Here is a 21,117-nt window from a genome sequence, read left to right as displayed (position 1 = left end):
ATATAGCTAAATGTCCCTATCGAGAGAAAGGAAGCTTTTGGATGAAGGAAATAGAATTGAAAATGCAAGGTAAAATAAGCAGATTAACAAATAGCACGTTTAAATTTGATGAGAGAATTAAGGAAGGCTGGTTCTCAGCAGTCTACTTTTTAAAGACAAGAGAGATTGTTAAGGAATTTAAGTCAGATAATATTGTCACTATGCAGTTTTTCCAAAAGAATCATGCAGTACTATGCGGAACTGACGAAGTGATTGCTCTTGTCAAAACATTTGCTGAGCAGCCTGAGGAATTAGAAATTTACTCGTTAAAAGATGGAGATAAAATTAGTCCATTTGAAACGGTATTAACAATAACTGGTCCTTACCAAAGTTTTGGCTACCTTGAAGGTATTATAGACGGCATATTGGCAAGAAGAACAAGTGTTGCAACGAATGTTTATAATGTTGTAAAAGCTGCTGGATATTCTGGGATTCAAAAAAAGGTTATCTTTATGGGAGACCGTGATGATCATTTCACTCAACAAGCTGGTGATGGGTATGCCGCTTATATTGGTGGCTCGCAAGCTCAAGCAACACATGCTATGAATGAATGGTGGGGGAAAAAGGGAATGGGGACAATGCCTCATGCTCTAATCCAACTGTTTGATGGTGACACTGTTGCCGCAACAAAGGCGTATCATGCAAAGTTTCCTGAAGATGAACTAATGGTCCTGGTTGACTATAATAATGATTGTATTACTGATGCTTTAAAAGTGGCTCATGAATTTGGTGATAAGTTAAAAGCAGTTCGACTAGATACATCCCGGACAATGATTGATCAATATTTCCTTAGAAACCAGGACGTATTGGGAACATTCGACCCTCGTGGTGTTAATGCCCCATTGGTCTTTGCCTTGCGCGAGGCACTTGACAAAGAAGGCTTTAGCCATGTGAAAATTGTGGTTACAGGTGGCTTTAACGAAGAACGGATTCTTAACTTTGAAGAGCAAAATGTACCAGTTGATATGTACGGTGTAGGAAGTAGCCTATTAAAGATTAATATTGGCTTTACCGGAGATAATGTTATGCTTAACGGCCAACCACAGGCCAAGGCTGGTAGGAAATATAGACCTAACCCTCGTTTAGAAAAGGTTGAATAAATTTTTTATAGTAATCAAATTAAAATGCAATGCTATACATTGAAGTCTAATTGGGAAAACTGATAGAGATTAGCTCTGTCAGTTTTTCACTTTTTAGGGTCAGTTAAGAATGGGACTATTGAATTAGCTTATTATTATCATGGCCTTCATAATTGATTAATGCTATAATATGAAAATGCAGATATCTGTACGAATGGATTTTTTTGCAAATTAGTTATACATAATCACTACCTGAAATTGTTGCTATTATTGACGTTTATTAAGTGTTTGGAAGAGCACTTAGTTCCTTCATCTTTTGTTGTTCACACTCGATCAATTAGCAAAACTAGATGAACGTCATATACTGTCTTACAGATAGACGATTGTTGGAGGTTCTTTATATGACAGTTTACCATTTTGTTGGAATTAAAGGCACTGGTATGAGCCCGTTGGCACAGGTGCTTCATGATATGAACTACCAAGTCCAAGGCTCAGATGTAGAAAAGCGTTTTTTTACTCAATTGCCATTAGAAGAAAGAGGAATTCAGATTTTACCTTTTAGTAAAGATAATATTAAGCCAGGTATGATTGTTATAGCCGGGAATGCTTTTCCTGACACTCATGAGGAACTGGAAGAAGCGCGTAACCAGGGATTGACAATCATCCGATACCACAAGTTTTTGGGTGACTTTATGCAAAAATATACAAGTGTCGCAGTCACTGGAACGCATGGCAAGACTTCAACCACTGGTTTGTTAGCGCATGTTATTCAAGGTGCACACCCAACCTCCTATTTAATTGGAGATGGAACTGGGAAGGGCTCTGAAAACAATGAGTACTTTGTATTTGAAGCATGCGAATATCGTAGGCACTTTTTAAGTTATCACCCTGACTATGCCATTATGACCAATATTGATTTTGACCATCCTGACTACTATACGAGTGTAGAAGACGTATTTAGTGCATTTCAGGAGATGGCATTACAGGTTAAAAAGGGCATTATTGCTTGCGGTGATGATGAACACCTACAAAGCATCCAAGCAAAAGTGCCAGTAATGTATTATGGATTCGGCCAAGATAATGATTTTCAGGCACGAAATGTTAATAAAAGTACGAAAGGTACAACATTTGATGTATTTGTTAGAGGTACCTTGTTTTCAACATTTTCAATTCCAACCTATGGAGACCATAATGTATTAAATGCATTATCTGTTATTGCACTTTGTCATTATGAAAATATTGATGTTGAAGTTATACAAGAACGTCTTAAAACCTTTCAAGGTGTTAAAAGAAGGTTTTCTGAAAAGCAAATGGGCAACCAAGTGCTCATTGACGATTATGCACACCACCCTACTGAGATAAATGCAACGATTGATGCAGCTAGACAAAAGTACCCAGATCGTGAAGTTGTTGCTGTTTTCCAACCTCACACGTTTACACGAACTCAAACTTTCCTTAATGAGTTTGCAGATAGCTTAAATAAAGCAGATCATGTCTATCTATGCGATATTTTTGGTTCTGCAAGGGAAAATCAAGGAAAGCTTACGATTCACGACTTGATTGAAAGAATTGAAAATTGTACCTTGTTAAGTGAAGAGGACACCTCATCACTACAACAACACGCCAATGCGGTTATTATATTTATGGGTGCAGGGGATATTCAAAAGTTCCAGGAAGCCTATGAAAAACAACTAATAAATTAATTCTAAACAAAGAAGAAGAGGCCGATAAACATTGAGGCCTCTTTTTTGTTTATTCTATTTAAGATTTTCTGGATTTAATACTTCAAGTTCAGGAAGTACAAAGCGACCGTCCTTACGGATTAGTACATCATCAAAGTAGATTTCTCCTCCACCGTATTCGGGGCGTTGGATATTAACCATATCCCAATGGATGTTAGAATAATTTCCGTTAAATGCCTCATCATAACATTGACCAGGAGTAAAGTGGAAGCTACCATCTATTTTTTCATCAAATAAGATGTCTTGCATCGGGTGTTGGATATATGGATTTACACCAATAGCAAATTCACCTATGTAGCGAGCACCTTCGTCAGTATCGAAAATTTTATTGATACGGTCTGTATCGTTTGATGTTGCTTCAACGATTTTTCCATCTTTAAATGTTAGTTTCACATTCTCGAAAGTAAAACCTTGATATGGAGAAGGTGTGTTATATGTAATCGTGCCATTCACTGAATCACGAACAGGTGCAGTATAGACTTCACCATCAGGAATGTTCATTTCACCAGCACATTTCACAGAAGGAATATCTTTTATAGAGAAAGTCAGGTCCGTACCTTCACCAGTAATTCTCACTTTATCTGTTTTGTCCATTAAAGCAACTAAAGAATCCATTGCTTCATTCATTTTACCGTAATCAAGGTTACAAACATTAAAGTAGAAATCTTCAAATCCTTCTGTACTCATTTTTGCAAGTTGTGCCATTGCTGAGTTTGGATAGCGGAGAACAACCCATCTTGTTTTAGGAACACGAATTTCTCTATGTACTTTCTTACCTATCGTATTTCCTGTTATTTTCATCTTATCATCCGGCACATCTGCAAATTCATTAATGTTATCACCAGAGCGAAGTCCAATATAAGCATCCATATTTTTCATTACATTCGCTTCAAAATCTGCAATCATTTCGAATTGCTCATCCTTAGCACCTAGTAATAACGCACGATCAACTTGGTGGTCTTTTAGTGAAACAAATGGATATCCACCAGCCTTATATGCCTCATCAACCAAAGCAGTTACTAACTCACGTTGCAATCCAAAATTTTCAATCAAAACCTTCTCACCTGGTTGAAGTTTTACCGAATAGTTTATTAAATTCTTAGCTAACGTTTGTATACGTGGATCTTTCATAAATAGGCCTCCTAAAAATTAATATGTACTATCCTATTGTAACCGAAATCTGAATAATTGTTGAAAGAATTTGTCTTCTGGTGCTTGCCTAATGTTATAAAGCTAATATTCCATATAATGTAGGTTCAATTTCAATTTGTCGTTCCTTTCCGCTGCAGGCACTTGCTTTCCGCGGGGAATTATGAAAAATTCAAACTGCCGGCTTTTTCAAGGGCGAATTCCCATCGGGGAGGAAGTCGAGCCTCCTCGACGTTCCGTCTGTGGGGTCTCGACTTTTCCTCACATCCCGCAGGAGTCAAGTGCCTTCCGCTTCAATCCACTAAGTGCTTAATATCAAAGAAAAGAAACAAACTATAGGAAAATAGCTTAAGAAATAACAAATATGCTGTATTTAAATTTTATGGCGTTCATATTACAAGGTATTGAGCAACAAGTTAATATTAAACTATCGTCATTCCACAAGTTTTCAATATATGATTTATTAACTTAAATTTGGCAAAATAACTCAGTAGTGGCTTTTATAACCTATATTCAGAGTGTAAAGTTATTTGCTAAATCCACGAGACTCCTGCGGGAGATGCGCGTCATAGGGAGACCCCGTAGGCGCAGTGCGCCGAGGAGGCTCCCGGACCGCCCGCGGAAAGCGAGTGGATTTTAGCAAATAACGACTTCATACTATAACAATGCTATTTTTAACATCAACTAATGTTAATTTATTATAGGCTTGGTAAGCGGCGTTACTATGGTAATGGTGGGTGTCAAAATAGTGGATAAATTTCCAAAAGTTATGGTATGTTTATAGAAGTATTATTGTGGGTAAAGATAGTGTATCACCAAAGGAGGTGTAGGTAGTTGATCATCATTCTGTACTTAAGTGTAGCATTAATCGCAATTGCATTTTTAATCTTGGTGATATTTTTGTCGCGAACACTTCGCTCCCTTCAAATCACACTTGATAATGTAGCCAAAACATTATCTGGATTAGAAAAACAGATGGAAGGAATTACTGTTGAGACGACAGAACTCTTACATAAAACAAATGCATTAGCTACAGACATACAAGAAAAGACGAAAAAATTGAATACAGTTGTAGATGCAGTACAAGACGTTGGAGTCTCTATTCAAAGATTTAACGGTTCGATCCAGAAGGTATCGGAAAATGTTAGTGTCCAAGTAGAAAGAAACCAAGAAAAGGTTACACAAGTGATTCAATGGGGAAATGTATTAATAGATCTTTGGGATAAATGGAAAGATAAAAAGGAAGTCAAGAGAGAAGATCATACCGTACAGCGAAGTCGTGACTATAGTTAATCTTAAGTTATTCTTAAGTTATTCTAAAGGAGGAAGATGGAACGATGGGTAAAAACGACAACAACTTTCTAATTGGAGCAATTGTTGGTGGTGTTATTGGAGCTGCAACAGCACTATTTTTAGCACCAAAGTCTGGTAGAGAACTAAGAGACGACATTAATACACAGGCTTCTGTTGTTAGAGATAAAACCGAACGTTGGAGAAATGAAGCAGTTGATAAAGGTTCTGAACTAGCCAATGTTGCAAAAGAAAAAACGTCGAACTTCACTAAGAATGTCAACAACCAATCAAGTCAAATCTTTGATAAGGTTAAAGAATTTGCAAATGCCCCAATAGACGATAAACAGCTAGTTCAACAGAGTGAAGAATTAGTTGATGAAATTGTTGGTTTAACTTCTTCCAATGATGGTACAGATGCTGATGAAATTCGTCGTAGATTAGAAGAAGCCGATAAAGCACTTACCTTAGCTGAAAGCCAATCTAACACACAACCTAATCCACAGTCTTAAGACATAATTAGTGGAGAAACTGGTGAAGTGATAAAATATTCACTCATCAGTTTTTTCATATTCAAGGAGAGATACAAATTGAAGAAAATTGAGACTCTTGAACAATTTAATGCAATTCATGAAGAAAATGATGTATTTTTGTTTCTAAAACACAGCTCGACATGTCCAATAAGCCAGTCAGGATATGAGGAATTTGAAAAGTTTGTAGAAGATCATACTGAAATCCCGGCCTATTATTTAGTCGTTCAAGAAGCAAGACCCTTGTCTAATCATATAGCAGAAACATTCCATATAAAACATGAATCACCTCAAGTGATTTTATTTAAAAACAAGGATGTTACCTTTCATACTTCTCATTGGAATATTACTTATGATACCCTTTCCAAGGAAGTTAATAGCGATTAAAAAGAATGATAAAGAGGCCCTTAATGGGCCTCTTTATCGTTTACGTATTGATTGTATCAGGCCAAACTATTTTTAAATGGTCTCCTGGTGAGAGTACTTCGTGAAAGCTTACCTCTTGATTATTTCTCTCTAGGATAAAGCGGCCTTTTAATGAAGTGGGTAATTCAATATCTACATGCCTAAAAATATCTTGAAATATGAACGGTTCAACAGTTTTGCTAATAATTTGAATATGGTCATTAAAATGAATAATATCATCTTCATTTAAAGGCTTCCCATTACGGTAGATCTCATTAACAGGTTTACGTAATTCTAGCTTTTCTCCGTTGAAAAAAATAGGTAGAGTCTCAAAAAGTTTAATATTTTTAAGCTCAGCTAATTTGCCAGCTGTTGGAATACTTGCATCCGATAAAACAAATGAATCTCCGTCTGAAAATGGAGAACTTATTGATGAAACACGGTCGTTCTTTAATAGGTTTCTAGTAAACTCGGGAAAATTAGTAGCTCTATCGTTAATGCTGACTTGAAAAATACGTAATTCATTCAATACATTAGTAAGCCCCAGATTTGTTAAAGCTTGTCCAATTGTTTCAGGGTATTCATAGGTAATGACATCATGGTCTCGTATAACGTTATTAACATGAGATGGTACTGAATTCTGATAAACAGACGCTTTTATTTCATAACCTCTTCCGTTAATGGTGATGGCCTTATAAGGTATCTCATCAACTAAATCAATGATTTTAGCTTCAGCTTTTAACCCATCTGATCCCTTTTCAACCGTAATAATATCCCCATGTTTTATTTCATCGTCCAATGTACAATTCTCTCCATTTTTTAAGAGTGTTGGAGGATTTCCATGCTTACCGGGAATTGTTATTTTCTGTCCATTTAATGAAATAATCATAGCAATTCCAGGTTTACCATAAAGTTTGTTCATTTGAATACCCGAAGCAAGGAGACAGTCACCAACAGTAAGCTTTTTCATATCAAATAAACGAACTGGCTTATTGTTAACGTAAACACTTACATACTGAACTGGACTTTGCTCGGAGGCAATTGCAATACCAATCGGAGTAACTAGCTCCGGTCCTTTTTTAATGTCCTCTGACAATTTTACATTCTGGATTGCATCTATCCCACGAATGGCAACTCTGTTTTCAGGTAGGCCCAACATTCCAGCTAATCTTTTTGGTAACTCTGGAGTTAAACTTCCACCACCTACAAGCATCACAGCTTTCGGTGCCTTGTCTCCATTTAATAACAGTATCTCATGAGTAATTGCTGCAGCAAGTTTATCAATTGAGTGTGAAATTTGTTCAATAACATCTTGTTTTGGTAATTCTGTTTCAAAACCTAATATATCAGTAACAGTAATATTATCATTATTGTATAAATCACGTTTAGCCTTTTCAGCTAGTGGAAAGTCAAGTAATAGCTGATCACTTATCGCTTCTGTAATTTCATCTCCTGCGACAGGAACCATTCCATATGATACAACGGAACCTAAATCTGTAATAGCAATATCTGAAGTGCCAGCACCGATATCAACTAGTGCCACATTTAGCCTTCTCATTGTTGGTGGAATTAGCACATTGATAGCAGCAATAGGTTCGAGTGTTAGAGCGTCCATCTCCAGTCCGGCTCTATTCAAAGCTGAAATAAGAGACTCAACAACTACCTTAGGTAGAAAAGTTGCAATAACCTCTACAGATGCTTCTTCACCCTGTTGATCAATTAAATTTCCGATTTCTTGTTGATCTAATAAATAGCGGATAACTGAATATCCTACACAGTAATAGTGATGGCTATTTTCATTCTTTTGTTTATTTGCAAGGGAAATCTGTGCTTGTTGGACTGCACTTAATTCAAGATGTAAGATATCTTGCTTTTCTATCGCATTCATTAAGGAAATATCAATAATGTAGCTTGACTTTTCAGTTTTTAACGCACGCCCAGCAGCAGCTACACAAACCTTTGTTAGTTGGCCATGCTTTGTTTCAAGTTCTTGTTTAATTTCTGCAATTACCTTTGAAACGGCTAATACATCATGGATCTGACCATCCAGCATAGAACGCTCAGAGTGTTCTTTAATAACAATATCGGCTATTTCATATTGCCCATTAATTTGGCTCAAAATAATACCAACTACTGATCGAGTTCCTATATCTAAAGCGAATATTGTAGATTTTTTCATATGTGTTTCACCTTCTTTTTTATAGACATTCTAATGCTATTTTAAGGCAGAATGTAAAATGAATAAACTATAATTAGAATAATTCAGAAAGATTTAATGCTTTATCGATTGAAAGCGTTTAAATGTTAAAGCTTTTTAGTGACAATGTATTTAATATCGTATATAATTAACCCTAATTATTAGAAATGTATCATACTTTCTGTGATATATAAAGATTACTAAACTTTTGACGAAAGCAATTTACTTTTGGACAGATAGAAAGGGTGTAAGAGATGAGTAACGGGTTAGATAATTTGCGTGAAAAAGTAGATGAGTTAAACTTACAATTACTTCAAATTATTAATGAACGTGCTAAGCTTGTACAAGAAATTGGGAAGACAAAAGAAGCTCAGGGAGTAAATCGTTACGATCCTGTTCGTGAGAGAAAAATGTTAGATGAGATAATTGCCAATAATGATGGTCCATTTGAAACGTCAACACTTCAGCATATTTTTAAAGAAATTTTTAAGGCAGGACTTGAATTACAAAAAGATGATCACCGAAAAGCATTGCTTGTATCTAGAAAGAAAAAGCCAGAAGATACGATTGTCGACCTTAAAGGTGAGAAAATTGGTGACGGAAATGCACACTTTTTTGTTGGACCTTGTGCAGTAGAAAGCTATGAGCAAGTAGCTGCGGTTGCAAAGGTAGCGAAAAGTTACGGGTTAAAACTATTGCGCGGTGGAGCTTATAAACCTAGAACTTCTCCATATGACTTTCAGGGGCTAGGATTAGAAGGTCTTAAAATTCTTAAAAAAGTAGCAGATGAATATGATATGGCTGTTATTAGTGAAATTGTTAATCCTGCAGATATTGAAAAAGCAATTGAATATATTGACGTGATTCAAATTGGAGCACGTAATATGCAAAATTTTGAGCTATTAAAAGCTGCGGGGGCTGTCAATAAACCTGTATTATTAAAACGTGGAATAGCTGCAACAATCGAAGAATTTATAAATGCAGCTGAATACATTATTGCACAAGGAAATGGACAAATTATCTTGTGCGAAAGAGGGATTCGTACGTATGAAAGGGCTACTAGAAATACCCTTGACATATCTGCAGTTCCAATTCTAAAACAAGAGACACACTTACCAGTTGTTGTTGATGTAACACACTCAACAGGTCGACGTGATTTATTATTACCTGCTGCTAAAGCAGCACTAGCAATAGGCGCGGATGGTGTAATGGCTGAAGTACATCCGGATCCAGCAGTAGCATTATCTGATTCTGCGCAGCAAATGGATTTTGATCAATTTCATGATTTTATTACTCAATTAAAAGCAAATAGTGCTATTAGAGTATAACATTACATTGCCTCCTGAATTACAGGAGGCTTTTTACATACAAAGAATGCAAATTCAGCATATTTTCAAATTAAACATCCACAATATAGACATATTTCCAGTTAAAGCCTCTAAAGACATTGCGGTGATATTAATAGTATCGTATCATTAGTTACATAACTAAACAAATAACTTAAATGTAAATTATAAATATTACTTATACTATTAATAGTAATGTTTCGTTTAATAAAAGGAGTGTCGATTTTTCATGAATGTAACTATTTATGATGTTGCTAGAGAAGCTAGTGTTTCTATGGCTACAGTATCCCGTGTTGTCAACGGGAATCCAAATGTAAAACCAACGACAAGAAAAAAAGTGTTAGAAGCCATTGAACGATTAGGGTACAGACCAAATGCAGTTGCTCGTGGTTTAGCTAGTAAAAAGACAACTACCGTTGGTGTTATTATCCCGGATATTTCTAGTATTTTTTACGCAGAGCTTGCTCGTGGAATTGAAGATATAGCTACAATGTATAAATATAATATTATCTTGAGTAACTCAGATCAAAATAAAGATAAAGAACTTCACCTTTTTAATACAATGCTAGGTAAACAGGTAGATGGAATTGTATTCATGAGTGGAAATATAACAGAGGACCATGTTCATGAGTTTGAGCGTTCACCTGCACCGGTTGTACTCGCTGCTTCTATTGAAACAGGTGAATCAATCCCATCGGTTGCAATTGATTACAAGCAGGCTGCTTATGATGCGGTTACAATGCTGATTGAAAAGGGCCATAGAAAGATTGGATATGTTTCTGGACCGATGCTAGAACCAGTAAATGCAGTGAAAAAGCTTGCTGGGTATCGCCAGGCGTTGGAGGAGGCAAATCTAGATTTCAATGAGGAATTAGTTGTTGAAGGGGATTATACATATGATTCTGGGATGGAAGCATATGAAAGACTAATGGAAAACTCTAAAGAAATTTCTGCTATTTTTGTAGCAACCGATGAGATGGCATTAGGGGTTATACATGGAGCTCAGGATAATGGTGTATCAATACCAGAACAGCTAGAAGTTGTTGGTTTTGACAATACAAGGTTAGCAACTATGGTTAGGCCAACACTTACAACAGTACTTCAGCCAATGTACGATATTGGAGCTGTTGCAATGAGACTACTGACTAAATATATGAATAAAGAGGCGGTTGATGACCATATCGTAACACTTCCTCATCGTATTGAATATCGTAATTCAACAAAATAAATGTTAGAAAAGGCACATAAAGCAAAAGCTTCATGTGCCTTTTCATTATTCTTATAACAGACCCTGTTTTTTCTTATTATTTCTAATAGGATAAAGTGCTTTTTCAACGGTTTGAGCATTTTTTTCAGTGATCTCAGCTTTTCTTGGAATTGGTGGATAGATGTCAGGCTTATCAAACCAATGTTCAGGTAATTTGGTAGTTGTTCTTGATTGCCAATTCTCAATCCACTCTCTGGGTAATTCATTAGTGAAATCTGTCTCACCAATCATCTCAAGCCAAATCATTGACCATGCCCGTGGGACAACACGCCAAATATCATAGCCTCCACCACCTACTGCAATCCAACGACCATCACAATATTGATGTGCTAACTCATGTGCTAATCTCGGAATTTCTCGGTAAATGTTCATTGTGGCAGAAAGATGAGTTAGTGGGTCATAATAATGTGAGTCTGCACCATTTTGGGTAAGAATGATATCAGGCTTAAAAAAATCAACAATTTCACGAAGTGCGATTGAATAAGATTCTAACCACGATTCATCTTCAGTAAATGCATCAACAGGTATATTAAAGGAGTACCCGTAACCAGTTCCAGCTCCACGCTCATTTACGTTTCCAGTTCCAGGAAATAGATAACGACCAGTTTCGTGTATTGAAAAGGTACAAACAGAAGGATCATCATAAAAAGCCCATTGAACGCCATCCCCATGGTGCGCATCTGTATCTACATATAATACACGTAAATTATACTTTTTTTGAATGTATTTAATTGCAACTGCACTGTCATTATAAATACAAAAACCAGAGGCTTTCCCACGAAATCCATGATGTAGCCCCCCACCTAGACTAAGAGCGTGTTTGCTTTTACCAGAAAGAACATAATCGACAGCTGTTAATGTACCCCCGACCAATAATGCACTTGCTTCATGCATATTTTGAAATATAGGTGTGTCTTCGGTTCCTATTCCATAATTCAAACCAATTTCTTTTTCTAGTTGTCCCTTACCAGCTAATTTAACGGCGTTTATATATTTTGGATCATGGAATAATTCAAGCTCTTCATCTGTTGCCATACGCGGTGCAATGAGTTGAGATTCATCTATTGCATTCAATTTCTTTAATAAGTCATAAGTAAGTTCGACCCTAATTTGATTAAAAGGGTGAGAGTCACTAAACTTGTAATTTAAGAATTCTTTAGAATAGATGAAAACAGATTCTTTCGTCATGATGATATCCCTGGCATATTCGGCCATAACACCTGATAGCCTTCATTCTTTAAATCTGTAATAACCGCCATTGGATTCATAGTTTGAACTCGGAAAACAAGTATTTTGTACCTCTCGTCTTGGTCAGGATAAACAAGGACACTAGAAATATTTACATTTCGTTTACCTATAATTGTTGCAACCTCTGAGAGCATACCAGCCTTATTAGAAACTTTGATTTCAATCTGTGAACCTGGCTGATTTGCACCAGTTAATTGAACCAAGGTATGTAGCAAATCTGTCTCAGTTACAATACCAACAAGCTTTCCACCCTTTGTGATTGGTAGACAGCCAATATTGTGTTCATATAAAATAGCAGAAATTTCTTCAACAAAGTCTAAGGGATGTCCTGTAATAACATCTGTTGTCATAATTGTTTCAACAGGTCTTTCCAAGTCTTCAAGGTGCTCATTGCTTCTAAAGATAGAAGAATTAGCATCACGAACATCACGGTCACTAATAATACCCACAACAGACTGATGTTCGTCTAAAATCGGTATATGTCGTATCTTATGTTTTTCTAATAGCTTTACAGCAGTAGCAATTGTATCTTTTGGACTAAGTGTAAACACATTTTTTTTCATGATTTGTTCAACAATCATCATGAATCCCCCTTGATTTTAAAATCATCAAGTATCTATTTAAAATTTTCATAATCAAACAACTTAATTAATACATGAATCTGTTTTTGAAGCGTAATTGGTCAAAGCGTTGTATTGATTCACTATCAACTCGCTTACCAATTTTAGCCATCAAACAATTAGCTGGGTGTGAGCTAATTTCAGGATCGTCTGTAGCATACCACTCAAGACCACCAGCATTCATCATTTTTTCCATTACTTTACGGTACTCCCAGACGTTTAGTCCAGTCCCTTTTAAATCCCAATGCCAATAGTATTCTGTAGTTATCGTGATAAAATCTTCCATTGCATCATCCATCATTGATACTTGGATAAGGTTTTTGCCAACAGAATAACCTCTAAACTCAGGAATAACTTCTATTGCTCCAAGTTCGATAAGATTTTCCATTTTAGCTTCAGACCATCTTTCGAGTGGATCAGGATAAAGGTAGGTTACATATCCCACAATCGTATGGCGATTTCTAGCGATAATAATTCTACCCTCTGGTAAATCAGCAATCTCTACTAAAGCTTTATGCTGTTGTTCAGGTGTACGAAAAGCAACGAGGTCACGATGAAATTCATATCCTGCCAGTTTATAGCCTGGTATGGGTCCTTCAATAATAAGACTTCCATGTGGAGTTTTTAATTCTTTTGCATTATAAGTCTTTTTATGTTCCATTAAATCACCACCATTTTATATCACTTCACAATCTATTATACATGAAATAACAGAATTTAAAGCGTTTTCACAAAAAATTACCTTTAATTACTGTCAATATAAAAGATTTTAAAAATTGAGAAAAGAGCATATGTATAATATAATAGAAGCATATTTACATAAGGGGGAGTTTGTTTTATGAAAGTGGAAGCGCTACCAGTAATGCAAGGAGATCATAACTTAAAAGATTATAATGAAACATATAATACTCACAATTGGTCTGATGTTGAGAAGAATTTTTCGTGGTCAGAGACTGGTAGAGTTAACATGGCCTATGAAGCGATAGATAGGCATGCTACTGGCAATAGAAAAAATAAAGTTGCTCTCTACTACCGTGATCCCTTAAAAGAAGAAAAATATACATTTAAAGAAATGAAAGAATTCTCTAATAAAGCTGGAAATGTACTTAAACAAATTGCAGATGTTGAAAAAGGTGACCGTGTATTCGTCTTCATGCCTCGCTCACCGGAATTATATTTTGCTATTTTAGGAGCAATCAAGCTTGGTGCTATCGTTGGTCCACTTTTTGAAGCATTTATGGAAGGTGCAGTCCGTGACCGTCTTGAAGACAGTGAAGCAAAGGTTATTATTACAACTCCTGAATTAGTTGATAGAATTCCAGTTGATGAACTCCCAGCTCTCAAACATATCGTTCTTGTAGGGGAAAATATTAACGAAGATGGTAAAAATATTGATTTTAGAAAGCATATGAAAAATGCAAGTAAACACCTACAAATTGAGTGGATGGACCGTGAAGACGGGTTAATTCTTCACTATACATCTGGTTCAACTGGCAAACCTAAGGGTGTTCTTCATGTCCATAATGCTATGATTCAACATTACCAAACGGCTAAATGGGTTTTAGATCTGAAGGAAGATGATGTGTATTGGTGTACAGCAGACCCAGGATGGGTAACTGGAACAGCATATGGAATTTTTGGGCCTTGGTTAGTAGGAGCTTCAAATGTCATCCTTGGTGGACGTTTCAGGCCAGAATCCTGGTATGAAACAATAGAAGATTACGGAGTAACAGTATGGTACAGTGCTCCGACTGCATTTCGTATGTTAATGGGTGCTGGGGATGAATTAGTTAAACAGTTTGATTTATCCTCTTTACGACATGTGTTAAGTGTTGGAGAACCATTAAACCCTGAGGTTGTTCGTTGGGGAGTTAAAGTGTTCAATCAACGCATCCATGATACATGGTGGATGACTGAAACTGGAGGGCAACTAATCTGTAATTACCCTTCAATGGAAATCAAACCAGGGTCAATGGGTAAACCAATTCCTGGAGTAAAGGCTGCAATAGTAGATGATCAAGGTAATGAGCTACCTCCATACAGAATGGGGAATTTAGCGATAAAAAAAGGCTGGCCTTCAATGATGCATACAATTTGGAACAATGAAGCGAAATATCAGTCGTATTTTATGCCTGGAGATTGGTATGTTTCTGGTGACTCAGCCTATATGGATGAAGATGGCTATTTCTGGTTCCAAGGAAGAATTGATGATGTAATTATGACTTCAGGTGAAAGGGTAGGTCCGTTTGAAGTTGAGAGTAAGTTAGTAGAACATCCTGCTGTTGCAGAAGCTGGTGTAATTGGAAAGCCTGACCCTGTAAGAGGAGAAATTATAAAAGCCTTTGTAGCTCTTCGTGATGGCTATACAGCAAATGATGAGCTGAAGGAAGAGATAAGAAGTTTTGTTAAAAAAGGTCTAGCAGCACATGCCGCCCCACGTGAAATTGAATTCCGTGATAAACTACCGAAAACAAGAAGTGGGAAAATTATGAGACGTGTTCTTAAAGCTTGGGAGCTTGATTTACCTACTGGTGATTTATCGACAATGGAAGATTAATCAAATAGAAAAGCACTGCATTTCATTCATGCAGTGCTTTTTTTTATACATATGGTACTGTTAAGCTTTGACGATTCGTTCCGACTCCTGGTAAGCCAGGGATGATTTCATCATCTCCGGGCTCTCCGCCACTATCATCGCCATCATTCTCACCATCTCCTGGTGTGTCTTCTTCATCAGAAGGAACTTCCTCTGGCTGATCCATATAGGTTCCAAAATTCTTAGTATCAGAAATAGGAGAGACATTTCCGATAATATCAACTGCAACAACATAGTATGCCGCAGGATCCTGGTTAGGAAGTGTATATTTTAGTTCAGTTTGTGCAGGGATACTTGCTATTTGCACAAACTCTGTTGAAAAGTTACCTGCACGATAAATTCTATAGCCAACCACATCAGTGTGTTCATGCTTTGACCATGTTAGAATATTACCCTTTAGTTCGACTTTTGCAATCTTAGTAGGAGCGACTCCATTATCCTGTAATGGTTCTGTTTCAGTGACTACAATATTGGTCCACTGATCATTTTTCGGAAGTATGTCGTTAAGAGCAGTTAAATCCTTAAGGTCATTCTTTTCTAGGAATTCTTTCTTAACCATAATACCTTCCTGAACAAACTCTGCTGGAGCAGTTTCTGGAACTCTGTAAGCTTTTCCATCAACAATGATGTATTTGCCTCTTTCTAGATTATCATCGACTTCTGTAGGTGCATATTTTGCATTGAAGATATCCTCTGCAACAAGGCCAGCTTCTTTACAAATATCCGATGGCAGAAGCCCTGATAGTGCACAGTATTGCCTTTTAACAAGACCACCTGGCATTTTAAATGGCTCTTTTGGTGCTACAAGGTCTGGGTTAATTTCATACGCAACGTTCATAAGCTTTGACCATAGCAATAGATTTCGTTGCGAATATGATAGCCCTTTATAATGACCATACATCGATTTTGGTGTATCATAACCAATCCATGTTCCAAACGTAACATTTGGATTTGTCGCAACAAACCATGCATCTCGGTAATCTTGGCCCGTTCCTGTTTTACCTGCCCAATCAGCATTAAAGCTTAAATAACGGTTGATAGACGTTGCTGTTCCACTTCTAATTACATCACGCATTATATCAATTGTAAGATATGCAGTCTGAGGTGAGAAAACATCTACAGCCTTTGATTCATGCTGGTAGATTACCTCTCCTTCATTTGTCTCAATTCTATCAATCATATAGGCATCGATAAATTGCCCTGAGTTTGCGAAAGTTGCATATGCATTTACATTCTCTTCAACAGTTACACCTTTTGTCATCCCACCAAGAGAAAGAGAGAGGATTTCACTGTCTAATTTTACAAGTGAGCTAAATCCCATTTGTTCTAGATAAGAGATAGGACGCTGTTTATATATATTTGCATATGTTTTAACAGCAGGTATATTCCTAGACATTTTTAATGCATGTCTTGCTGACATTAGTCCGTCAAAAGTGCCACCATAGTTTTTAGGTTCATATTTAGGCAGCTTTAGAGGTACATCTGCAATAACTGACCCTGGTTGTAATTCTCCAAGCTCAATAGCAGGAGCATATACTAATAATGGTTTCATAGTAGAACCATTTGGACGTAATGCAAAGGTAGCATGATTTGTTTGTTCTCTTGTATGATCTCTTCCACCAACGAAGCTAATGATCTTACCAGTGCTATTTTCAATTAACACAGCACCTGTTTCTACTGGTTCCATTACTTCCTCATCTACCCCAGTGTCAGGGTTTTTCTTAATTTGAGGCTTATCTGGTCCGTAATATTCATAATTCTTTGCAACCTCTTGCATCTTGTCATAAATCTGTTTATCAATAGTAGTATAAATTCGATACCCATTTTGACGTAAATTTTGATTTGCCAAATTTTTATAGTACTTTTGTAAATTCTCATCTGCAGTCAGGTCTTCTTCTTCGTATCCATCTTCTTTCGCAAGCTTTTTTAATAGAATGTCAGTAGCTCTTAGCTCTATTTCACTAGTTAACCACGGATATTGGTCAGTTGGAGAGGCTTTATAAGGTGTTAAATTAGCACGTAAATCATATTTAATTGCCTCATCATATTGTTTTTGTGTGATATATTTACCATCCAACATTCGTTTAAGAACAGTTTGCATTCTATTTAAACCAGGCTCTAAATCTGTTTTTACTTCTGCTTTATTTGTAAACGGTGTATATCTGAAAGGACTTTGTGGTAAACCTGCGATAAAAGCAGCTTGTGCAAGATTTAAGTCCTTAGCGTCCACCCCAAAAATTCCCTTAGCAGCTGTTTGTACACCTGCAATGTTTCTACCAGATGAATTACGCCCAAATGTAGCCATATTTAGATAAGCTTCAAGAATTTCATCTTTCTCAAAGAATTTTTCGAGTCTCATGGCAAGAAGAATTTCTTTTGCTTTACGGTCAAATGAAACTTCGTTTGTAAGTATTTGGTTTTTAATTAATTGTTGAGTTAATGTACTTCCACCGGTTTGAACGGAGGAGTTTGTTACTTCCTGAAAAATTGCACGTAAAATTGCTTTAGGTACTACACCGTTATGCTCATAAAAGTATTCGTCTTCAGTTGCAATAACTGCATTTTTTAAGTGATCAGAGACTTCGTCTAAAGTAATTTCTACTCTATCTAGATCTGATCTGAGTTTCCCTAAATACACATTGTTATCGAAATATACTTCCGTTGTTTCTTCATAATTGTAAACATGCTTCTTCATATCCTCAAATGGGCGTAGTGGTTCATCTTTTACTAGAGATGCGAAATAGCCAGCACCGGCACCACCGGCAAATGATATACCAATTAGTCCAAATATCAAAAATAATAAAAATAAGTTCCAGACTACGCTATATGTTATATTTGCGGTCTTTTTTGCTCTTTTGTGGAATAGAAAATCTTTAATGGATACTAATCTTTCAACCCATTTTTCTTTATTGTGGTTCATCTATAATCAATCCCCCTAAAAATCAAGTTAATTATAGCACAATCCTTGTCACCATTTATATTTATTTGTCATTTTCCAAGATTTAATTTGACAATAAATTCTCGATATGATAAAAACTATTACATATAAATAGTAAAGCTATGATAGGAATTAGTAATACATATCTCACTGTTAACGATGGTTTCAACTTAGTTCGAATCATCTCAGAGAGCTGATGATTGGTGGAAATCAGTACAAAGATATCGTGTGAATTACCTCCTTGAGCATCTTTTGTGAAATGCCAATTGCCAGATTGCAATTTAGTATTCAGTAGCAAAAGACGGTCTAACCGTTAATTTTCTAAGCGAAGGACTTTTGTTGTCCTTAAGTTGGGTGGTACCGCGACTATTAACTCGTCCCTTCATTATGAAGAGACGAGTTTTTGTGTTTATTACACGAAATAATTATGAAAAGGAGAATAAGGGATGGATATTCTAAAGGATTTGGAATTTAGAGGACTAATTAATCAAGTAACAGATAGTGAGGGGTTAGAAAAGACATTAAGTGAAGAGAAAATTAAACTTTATTGTGGTTTTGACCCAACTGCAGACAGTCTTCATATTGGAAATTTAGCAGCCCTGTTAACTTTGAGAAGATTTCAACAAGCTGGGCATCAACCAATTGCCCTGGTAGGTGGAGCAACAGGTTTGATTGGAGATCCGAGTGGGAAAAAGAATGAACGAACGTTAAACCCACAAGAAACGGTTGTAGGCTGGAGTGAAAAAATTAAGGCCCAGCTTTCTCGATTTTTAGATTTTGAAGCAGTAGAAAATCCAGCGAGTATTGCAAATAACTATGACTGGATAGGTAACTTAGATGTAATCACTTTTCTAAGAGATGTTGGTAAAAATTTCGGATTAAATTATATGCTTGCAAAAGATTCAGTTAAAACAAGAATTGAAGAGGGAATTTCTTACACAGAGTTTACTTATATGATCTTGCAATCTTATGATTTCTTAAAATTATATGAAACACAAAACTGTAGAATGCAAATAGGTGGAAGTGATCAGTGGGGGAATATTACAGCTGGACTAGAGTTAATTAGAAAGTCTACGGAAAATGCAAAGGCCTTTGGATTAACGATTCCTCTTGTAACTAAATCAGATGGTACGAAGTTTGGCAAAACAGAATCAGGAACAATCTGGTTAGACCGTGAGAAGACATCATCGTACGAATTTTATCAATTTTGGATTAACACGGATGACAGAGATGTGGTAAGTTATTTAAAATACTTCACTTTCCTAAGCCAAGAAGAAATTGAACATCTAGAAAATGAAACAACAAATGCTCCTGAGAAGCGAACAGCTCAAAAGGCACTTGCTGAGGAGTTGACAAAACTTGTACATGGAGATGAGGCATTAGTTCAGGCTGTTAAAATTTCAGAGGCACTATTCAGTGGAAGCATTGGGAGCTTGACTGCTGATGAGATTAAACAGGGTTTTAAAGATGTTCCATCATATGAACTAAAAGGTGAAGCAGAAGTAGGTCTAATTGACTTATTAGTCGACAGCAAAATCTCTCCATCGAAACGTCAGGCGCGTGAAGATGTTCAAAATGGGGCTATCTATATAAATGGTGAGCGTATTCAAGAAGTAAATTATGTCTTAACTAAAGAAGATCGTATCGAAGGACAATTTACTGTAATTCGTAGAGGTAAGAAAAAATACTATTTAATTAAATAAATTCATCAAAAAAGGAGCGTGTCTACACACGCTCCTTTTTAATACTATCCTTTTTAGAAATAAAAAAGGACGGGAAGAACCCATCCTTTTTTCATTATTAACGTGAGTAGAACTCAACGATAAGTGCTTCGTTAATTTCAGCTGGTAACTCAGAACGCTCAGGTAAACGAGAGTAAGTTCCTTCTAATTTATCAGCATCAAATGTTAAATAATCAGGTACGAAGTTATTTACTTCGATTGCCTCTTTAATAATGTCTAAGTTACGTGATTTTTCACGAACAGAGATTGTTTGACCAGGTCTTACACGGTATGAAGGAATATCTACACGACTTCCATCAACTAAAATGTGACCATGGTTAACTAATTGACGAGATTGACGGCGAGTACGAGCAAGACCTAAACGGTAAACAAGGTTATCTAAACGTGACTCAAGAAGAACCATGAAGTTTTCACCGTGGATACCAGACATTTTACCTGCAGTTGTAAAAAGGTTACGGAATTGACGCTCATTTACTCCATACATATGACGAAGCTTTTGCTTCTCTTGTAATTGTAAACCGTACTCAGAAAGTTTTTTACGTTGATTTGGACCATGTTGTCCTGGAGCGAAAGGACGCTTTTCTAATTCTTTACCTGTTCCGCTTAAAGAAATACCAAGACGACGTGATAATTTCCAACTTGGACCTGTATAACGAGCCATTGATGACTCCTCCTTCAATTGTTTTTATTTTGTATAAAATAAAAACCAGACGTGACTTCTTACAGTATGGACATTTTATTTTCATGTATCCTCGCCCTAGCAGCAGAGAGTTACAAGATACACCTCAAAAGTTTGTGAGGAATAAAATGAAACATAAAGCCAATCACATAGGCTGCAATATTTTACACAACGATTAGTATATGATTTTGAAGCATAAAAGTCAAGTGATTTTCTATTAACTCCTATGAACAAGGAAATAAAATGATAG

16 protein-coding genes and 1 other annotated feature are annotated in these 21,117 nt (G+C 36.3%); of the genes, 9 read left to right on the top strand and 7 right to left on the bottom strand.

Translation table 11 applies throughout. The annotated features are described in order from the left end of the window. Nucleotides 1-41 precede the first annotated feature (41 nt). Together J2Z26_RS13920 and murC are read left to right on the top strand one after the other, a co-directional pair. Complete coding sequence (locus J2Z26_RS13920; RefSeq protein WP_193535863.1) at nucleotides 42-1,139, top strand: nicotinate phosphoribosyltransferase; 1,098 nt, start codon at nucleotides 42-44, stop codon at nucleotides 1,137-1,139. A 380-nt stretch (nucleotides 1,140-1,519) separates the two neighbouring features. After that, nucleotides 1,520-2,821: a UDP-N-acetylmuramate--L-alanine ligase gene (gene murC, locus J2Z26_RS13915; protein ID WP_193535861.1), complete on the top strand. Its 1,302-nt coding sequence runs from the start codon at nucleotides 1,520-1,522 to the stop codon at nucleotides 2,819-2,821. A 54-nt stretch (nucleotides 2,822-2,875) separates the two neighbouring features. Here the strand turns inward: murC and J2Z26_RS13910 are convergent, their stop codons facing one another. Further along, on the bottom strand, nucleotides 2,876-3,991 hold the full coding sequence (locus J2Z26_RS13910; RefSeq protein WP_193535859.1) for an aminopeptidase: 1,116 nt from the start codon (nucleotides 3,989-3,991) through the stop codon (nucleotides 2,876-2,878). Nucleotides 3,992-4,843: 852 nt separating this feature from the next. On the opposite strand from J2Z26_RS13910, the gene J2Z26_RS13905 reads away from it, so the two are divergent. From J2Z26_RS13905 to ytxJ, 3 genes are all read left to right on the top strand, one after another. Then, nucleotides 4,844-5,302: a DUF948 domain-containing protein gene (locus J2Z26_RS13905; RefSeq protein ID WP_193535857.1), complete on the top strand. Its 459-nt coding sequence runs from the start codon at nucleotides 4,844-4,846 to the stop codon at nucleotides 5,300-5,302. A gap of 44 nt (nucleotides 5,303-5,346) precedes the next feature. Beyond that, nucleotides 5,347-5,811: a YtxH domain-containing protein gene (locus J2Z26_RS13900; RefSeq protein WP_193535855.1), complete on the top strand. Its 465-nt coding sequence runs from the start codon at nucleotides 5,347-5,349 to the stop codon at nucleotides 5,809-5,811. Between the two features lie 78 nt (nucleotides 5,812-5,889). Then, nucleotides 5,890-6,216: a bacillithiol system redox-active protein YtxJ gene (ytxJ, locus tag J2Z26_RS13895; protein ID WP_193535853.1), complete on the top strand. Its 327-nt coding sequence runs from the start codon at nucleotides 5,890-5,892 to the stop codon at nucleotides 6,214-6,216. 40 nt (nucleotides 6,217-6,256) lie between these two features. Here ytxJ and J2Z26_RS13890 read toward each other — a convergent pair whose 3' ends face one another. Then, nucleotides 6,257-8,413 (bottom strand): cell division protein FtsA, encoded by a 2,157-nt coding sequence (locus J2Z26_RS13890; RefSeq protein ID WP_193535851.1) that lies wholly within the window; start codon nucleotides 8,411-8,413, stop codon nucleotides 6,257-6,259. Nucleotides 8,414-8,685: 272 nt separating this feature from the next. Between J2Z26_RS13890 and J2Z26_RS13885 the strand changes: the two genes are divergently transcribed. After that, nucleotides 8,686-9,759: a bifunctional 3-deoxy-7-phosphoheptulonate synthase/chorismate mutase gene (locus tag J2Z26_RS13885; protein WP_193535849.1), complete on the top strand. Its 1,074-nt coding sequence runs from the start codon at nucleotides 8,686-8,688 to the stop codon at nucleotides 9,757-9,759. A gap of 247 nt (nucleotides 9,760-10,006) precedes the next feature. Next, entirely contained in the window at nucleotides 10,007-11,005 is a 999-nt protein-coding gene (gene ccpA / locus J2Z26_RS13880; protein ID WP_193535847.1) for a catabolite control protein A, read from the top strand. 51 nt (nucleotides 11,006-11,056) lie between these two features. Here the strand turns inward: ccpA and J2Z26_RS13875 are convergent, their stop codons facing one another. The 3 genes from J2Z26_RS13875 to J2Z26_RS13865 form a co-directional block, all read right to left on the bottom strand. Next, complete coding sequence (locus J2Z26_RS13875; protein WP_193535845.1) at nucleotides 11,057-12,232, bottom strand: acetoin utilization protein AcuC; 1,176 nt, start codon at nucleotides 12,230-12,232, stop codon at nucleotides 11,057-11,059. After that, the gene (locus J2Z26_RS13870) at nucleotides 12,229-12,873 is read right to left on the bottom strand and encodes an acetoin utilization AcuB family protein (RefSeq protein WP_193535843.1); all 645 of its coding nucleotides are present in this window, start codon (nucleotides 12,871-12,873) and stop codon (nucleotides 12,229-12,231) included. The genes J2Z26_RS13875 and J2Z26_RS13870 overlap by 4 nt, the downstream gene beginning before the upstream one ends. Nucleotides 12,874-12,940: 67 nt before the next feature. Continuing rightward, complete coding sequence (locus J2Z26_RS13865) at nucleotides 12,941-13,573, bottom strand: GNAT family N-acetyltransferase (RefSeq protein ID WP_193535841.1); 633 nt, start codon at nucleotides 13,571-13,573, stop codon at nucleotides 12,941-12,943. 177 nt (nucleotides 13,574-13,750) lie between these two features. Here J2Z26_RS13865 and acsA point away from each other — a divergent pair, with 177 nt between their 5' ends. Then, nucleotides 13,751-15,469: an acetate--CoA ligase gene (acsA, locus tag J2Z26_RS13860; protein WP_193535839.1), complete on the top strand. Its 1,719-nt coding sequence runs from the start codon at nucleotides 13,751-13,753 to the stop codon at nucleotides 15,467-15,469. A 43-nt stretch (nucleotides 15,470-15,512) separates the two neighbouring features. Here acsA and J2Z26_RS13855 read toward each other — a convergent pair whose 3' ends face one another. Beyond that, nucleotides 15,513-18,428 (bottom strand): transglycosylase domain-containing protein, encoded by a 2,916-nt coding sequence (locus tag J2Z26_RS13855; RefSeq protein ID WP_193535837.1) that lies wholly within the window; start codon nucleotides 18,426-18,428, stop codon nucleotides 15,513-15,515. A 131-nt stretch (nucleotides 18,429-18,559) separates the two neighbouring features. Next, nucleotides 18,560-18,831: a binding site (T-box leader), on the top strand. Between the two features lie 61 nt (nucleotides 18,832-18,892). Between J2Z26_RS13855 and tyrS the strand changes: the two genes are divergently transcribed. Continuing rightward, nucleotides 18,893-20,149, top strand: a complete 1,257-nt coding sequence (tyrS, locus tag J2Z26_RS13850; protein WP_193535835.1) for a tyrosine--tRNA ligase — start codon at nucleotides 18,893-18,895, stop codon at nucleotides 20,147-20,149. A 97-nt stretch (nucleotides 20,150-20,246) separates the two neighbouring features. On the opposite strand, the gene rpsD is transcribed toward tyrS, so the two are convergent. Next, the gene (rpsD, locus tag J2Z26_RS13845) at nucleotides 20,247-20,849 is read right to left on the bottom strand and encodes a 30S ribosomal protein S4 (protein ID WP_193535833.1); all 603 of its coding nucleotides are present in this window, start codon (nucleotides 20,847-20,849) and stop codon (nucleotides 20,247-20,249) included. Nucleotides 20,850-21,117 lie beyond the last annotated feature (268 nt).

Source organism: Cytobacillus luteolus, from assembly GCF_017873715.1.
Taxonomy (GTDB): Bacteria; Bacillota; Bacilli; order Bacillales; family Bacillaceae_L; genus Bacillus_BV; species Bacillus_BV luteola.
Note: the sequence above shows the minus strand (reverse complement) of the source record. Positions and strands in the feature narration are given on the sequence as shown.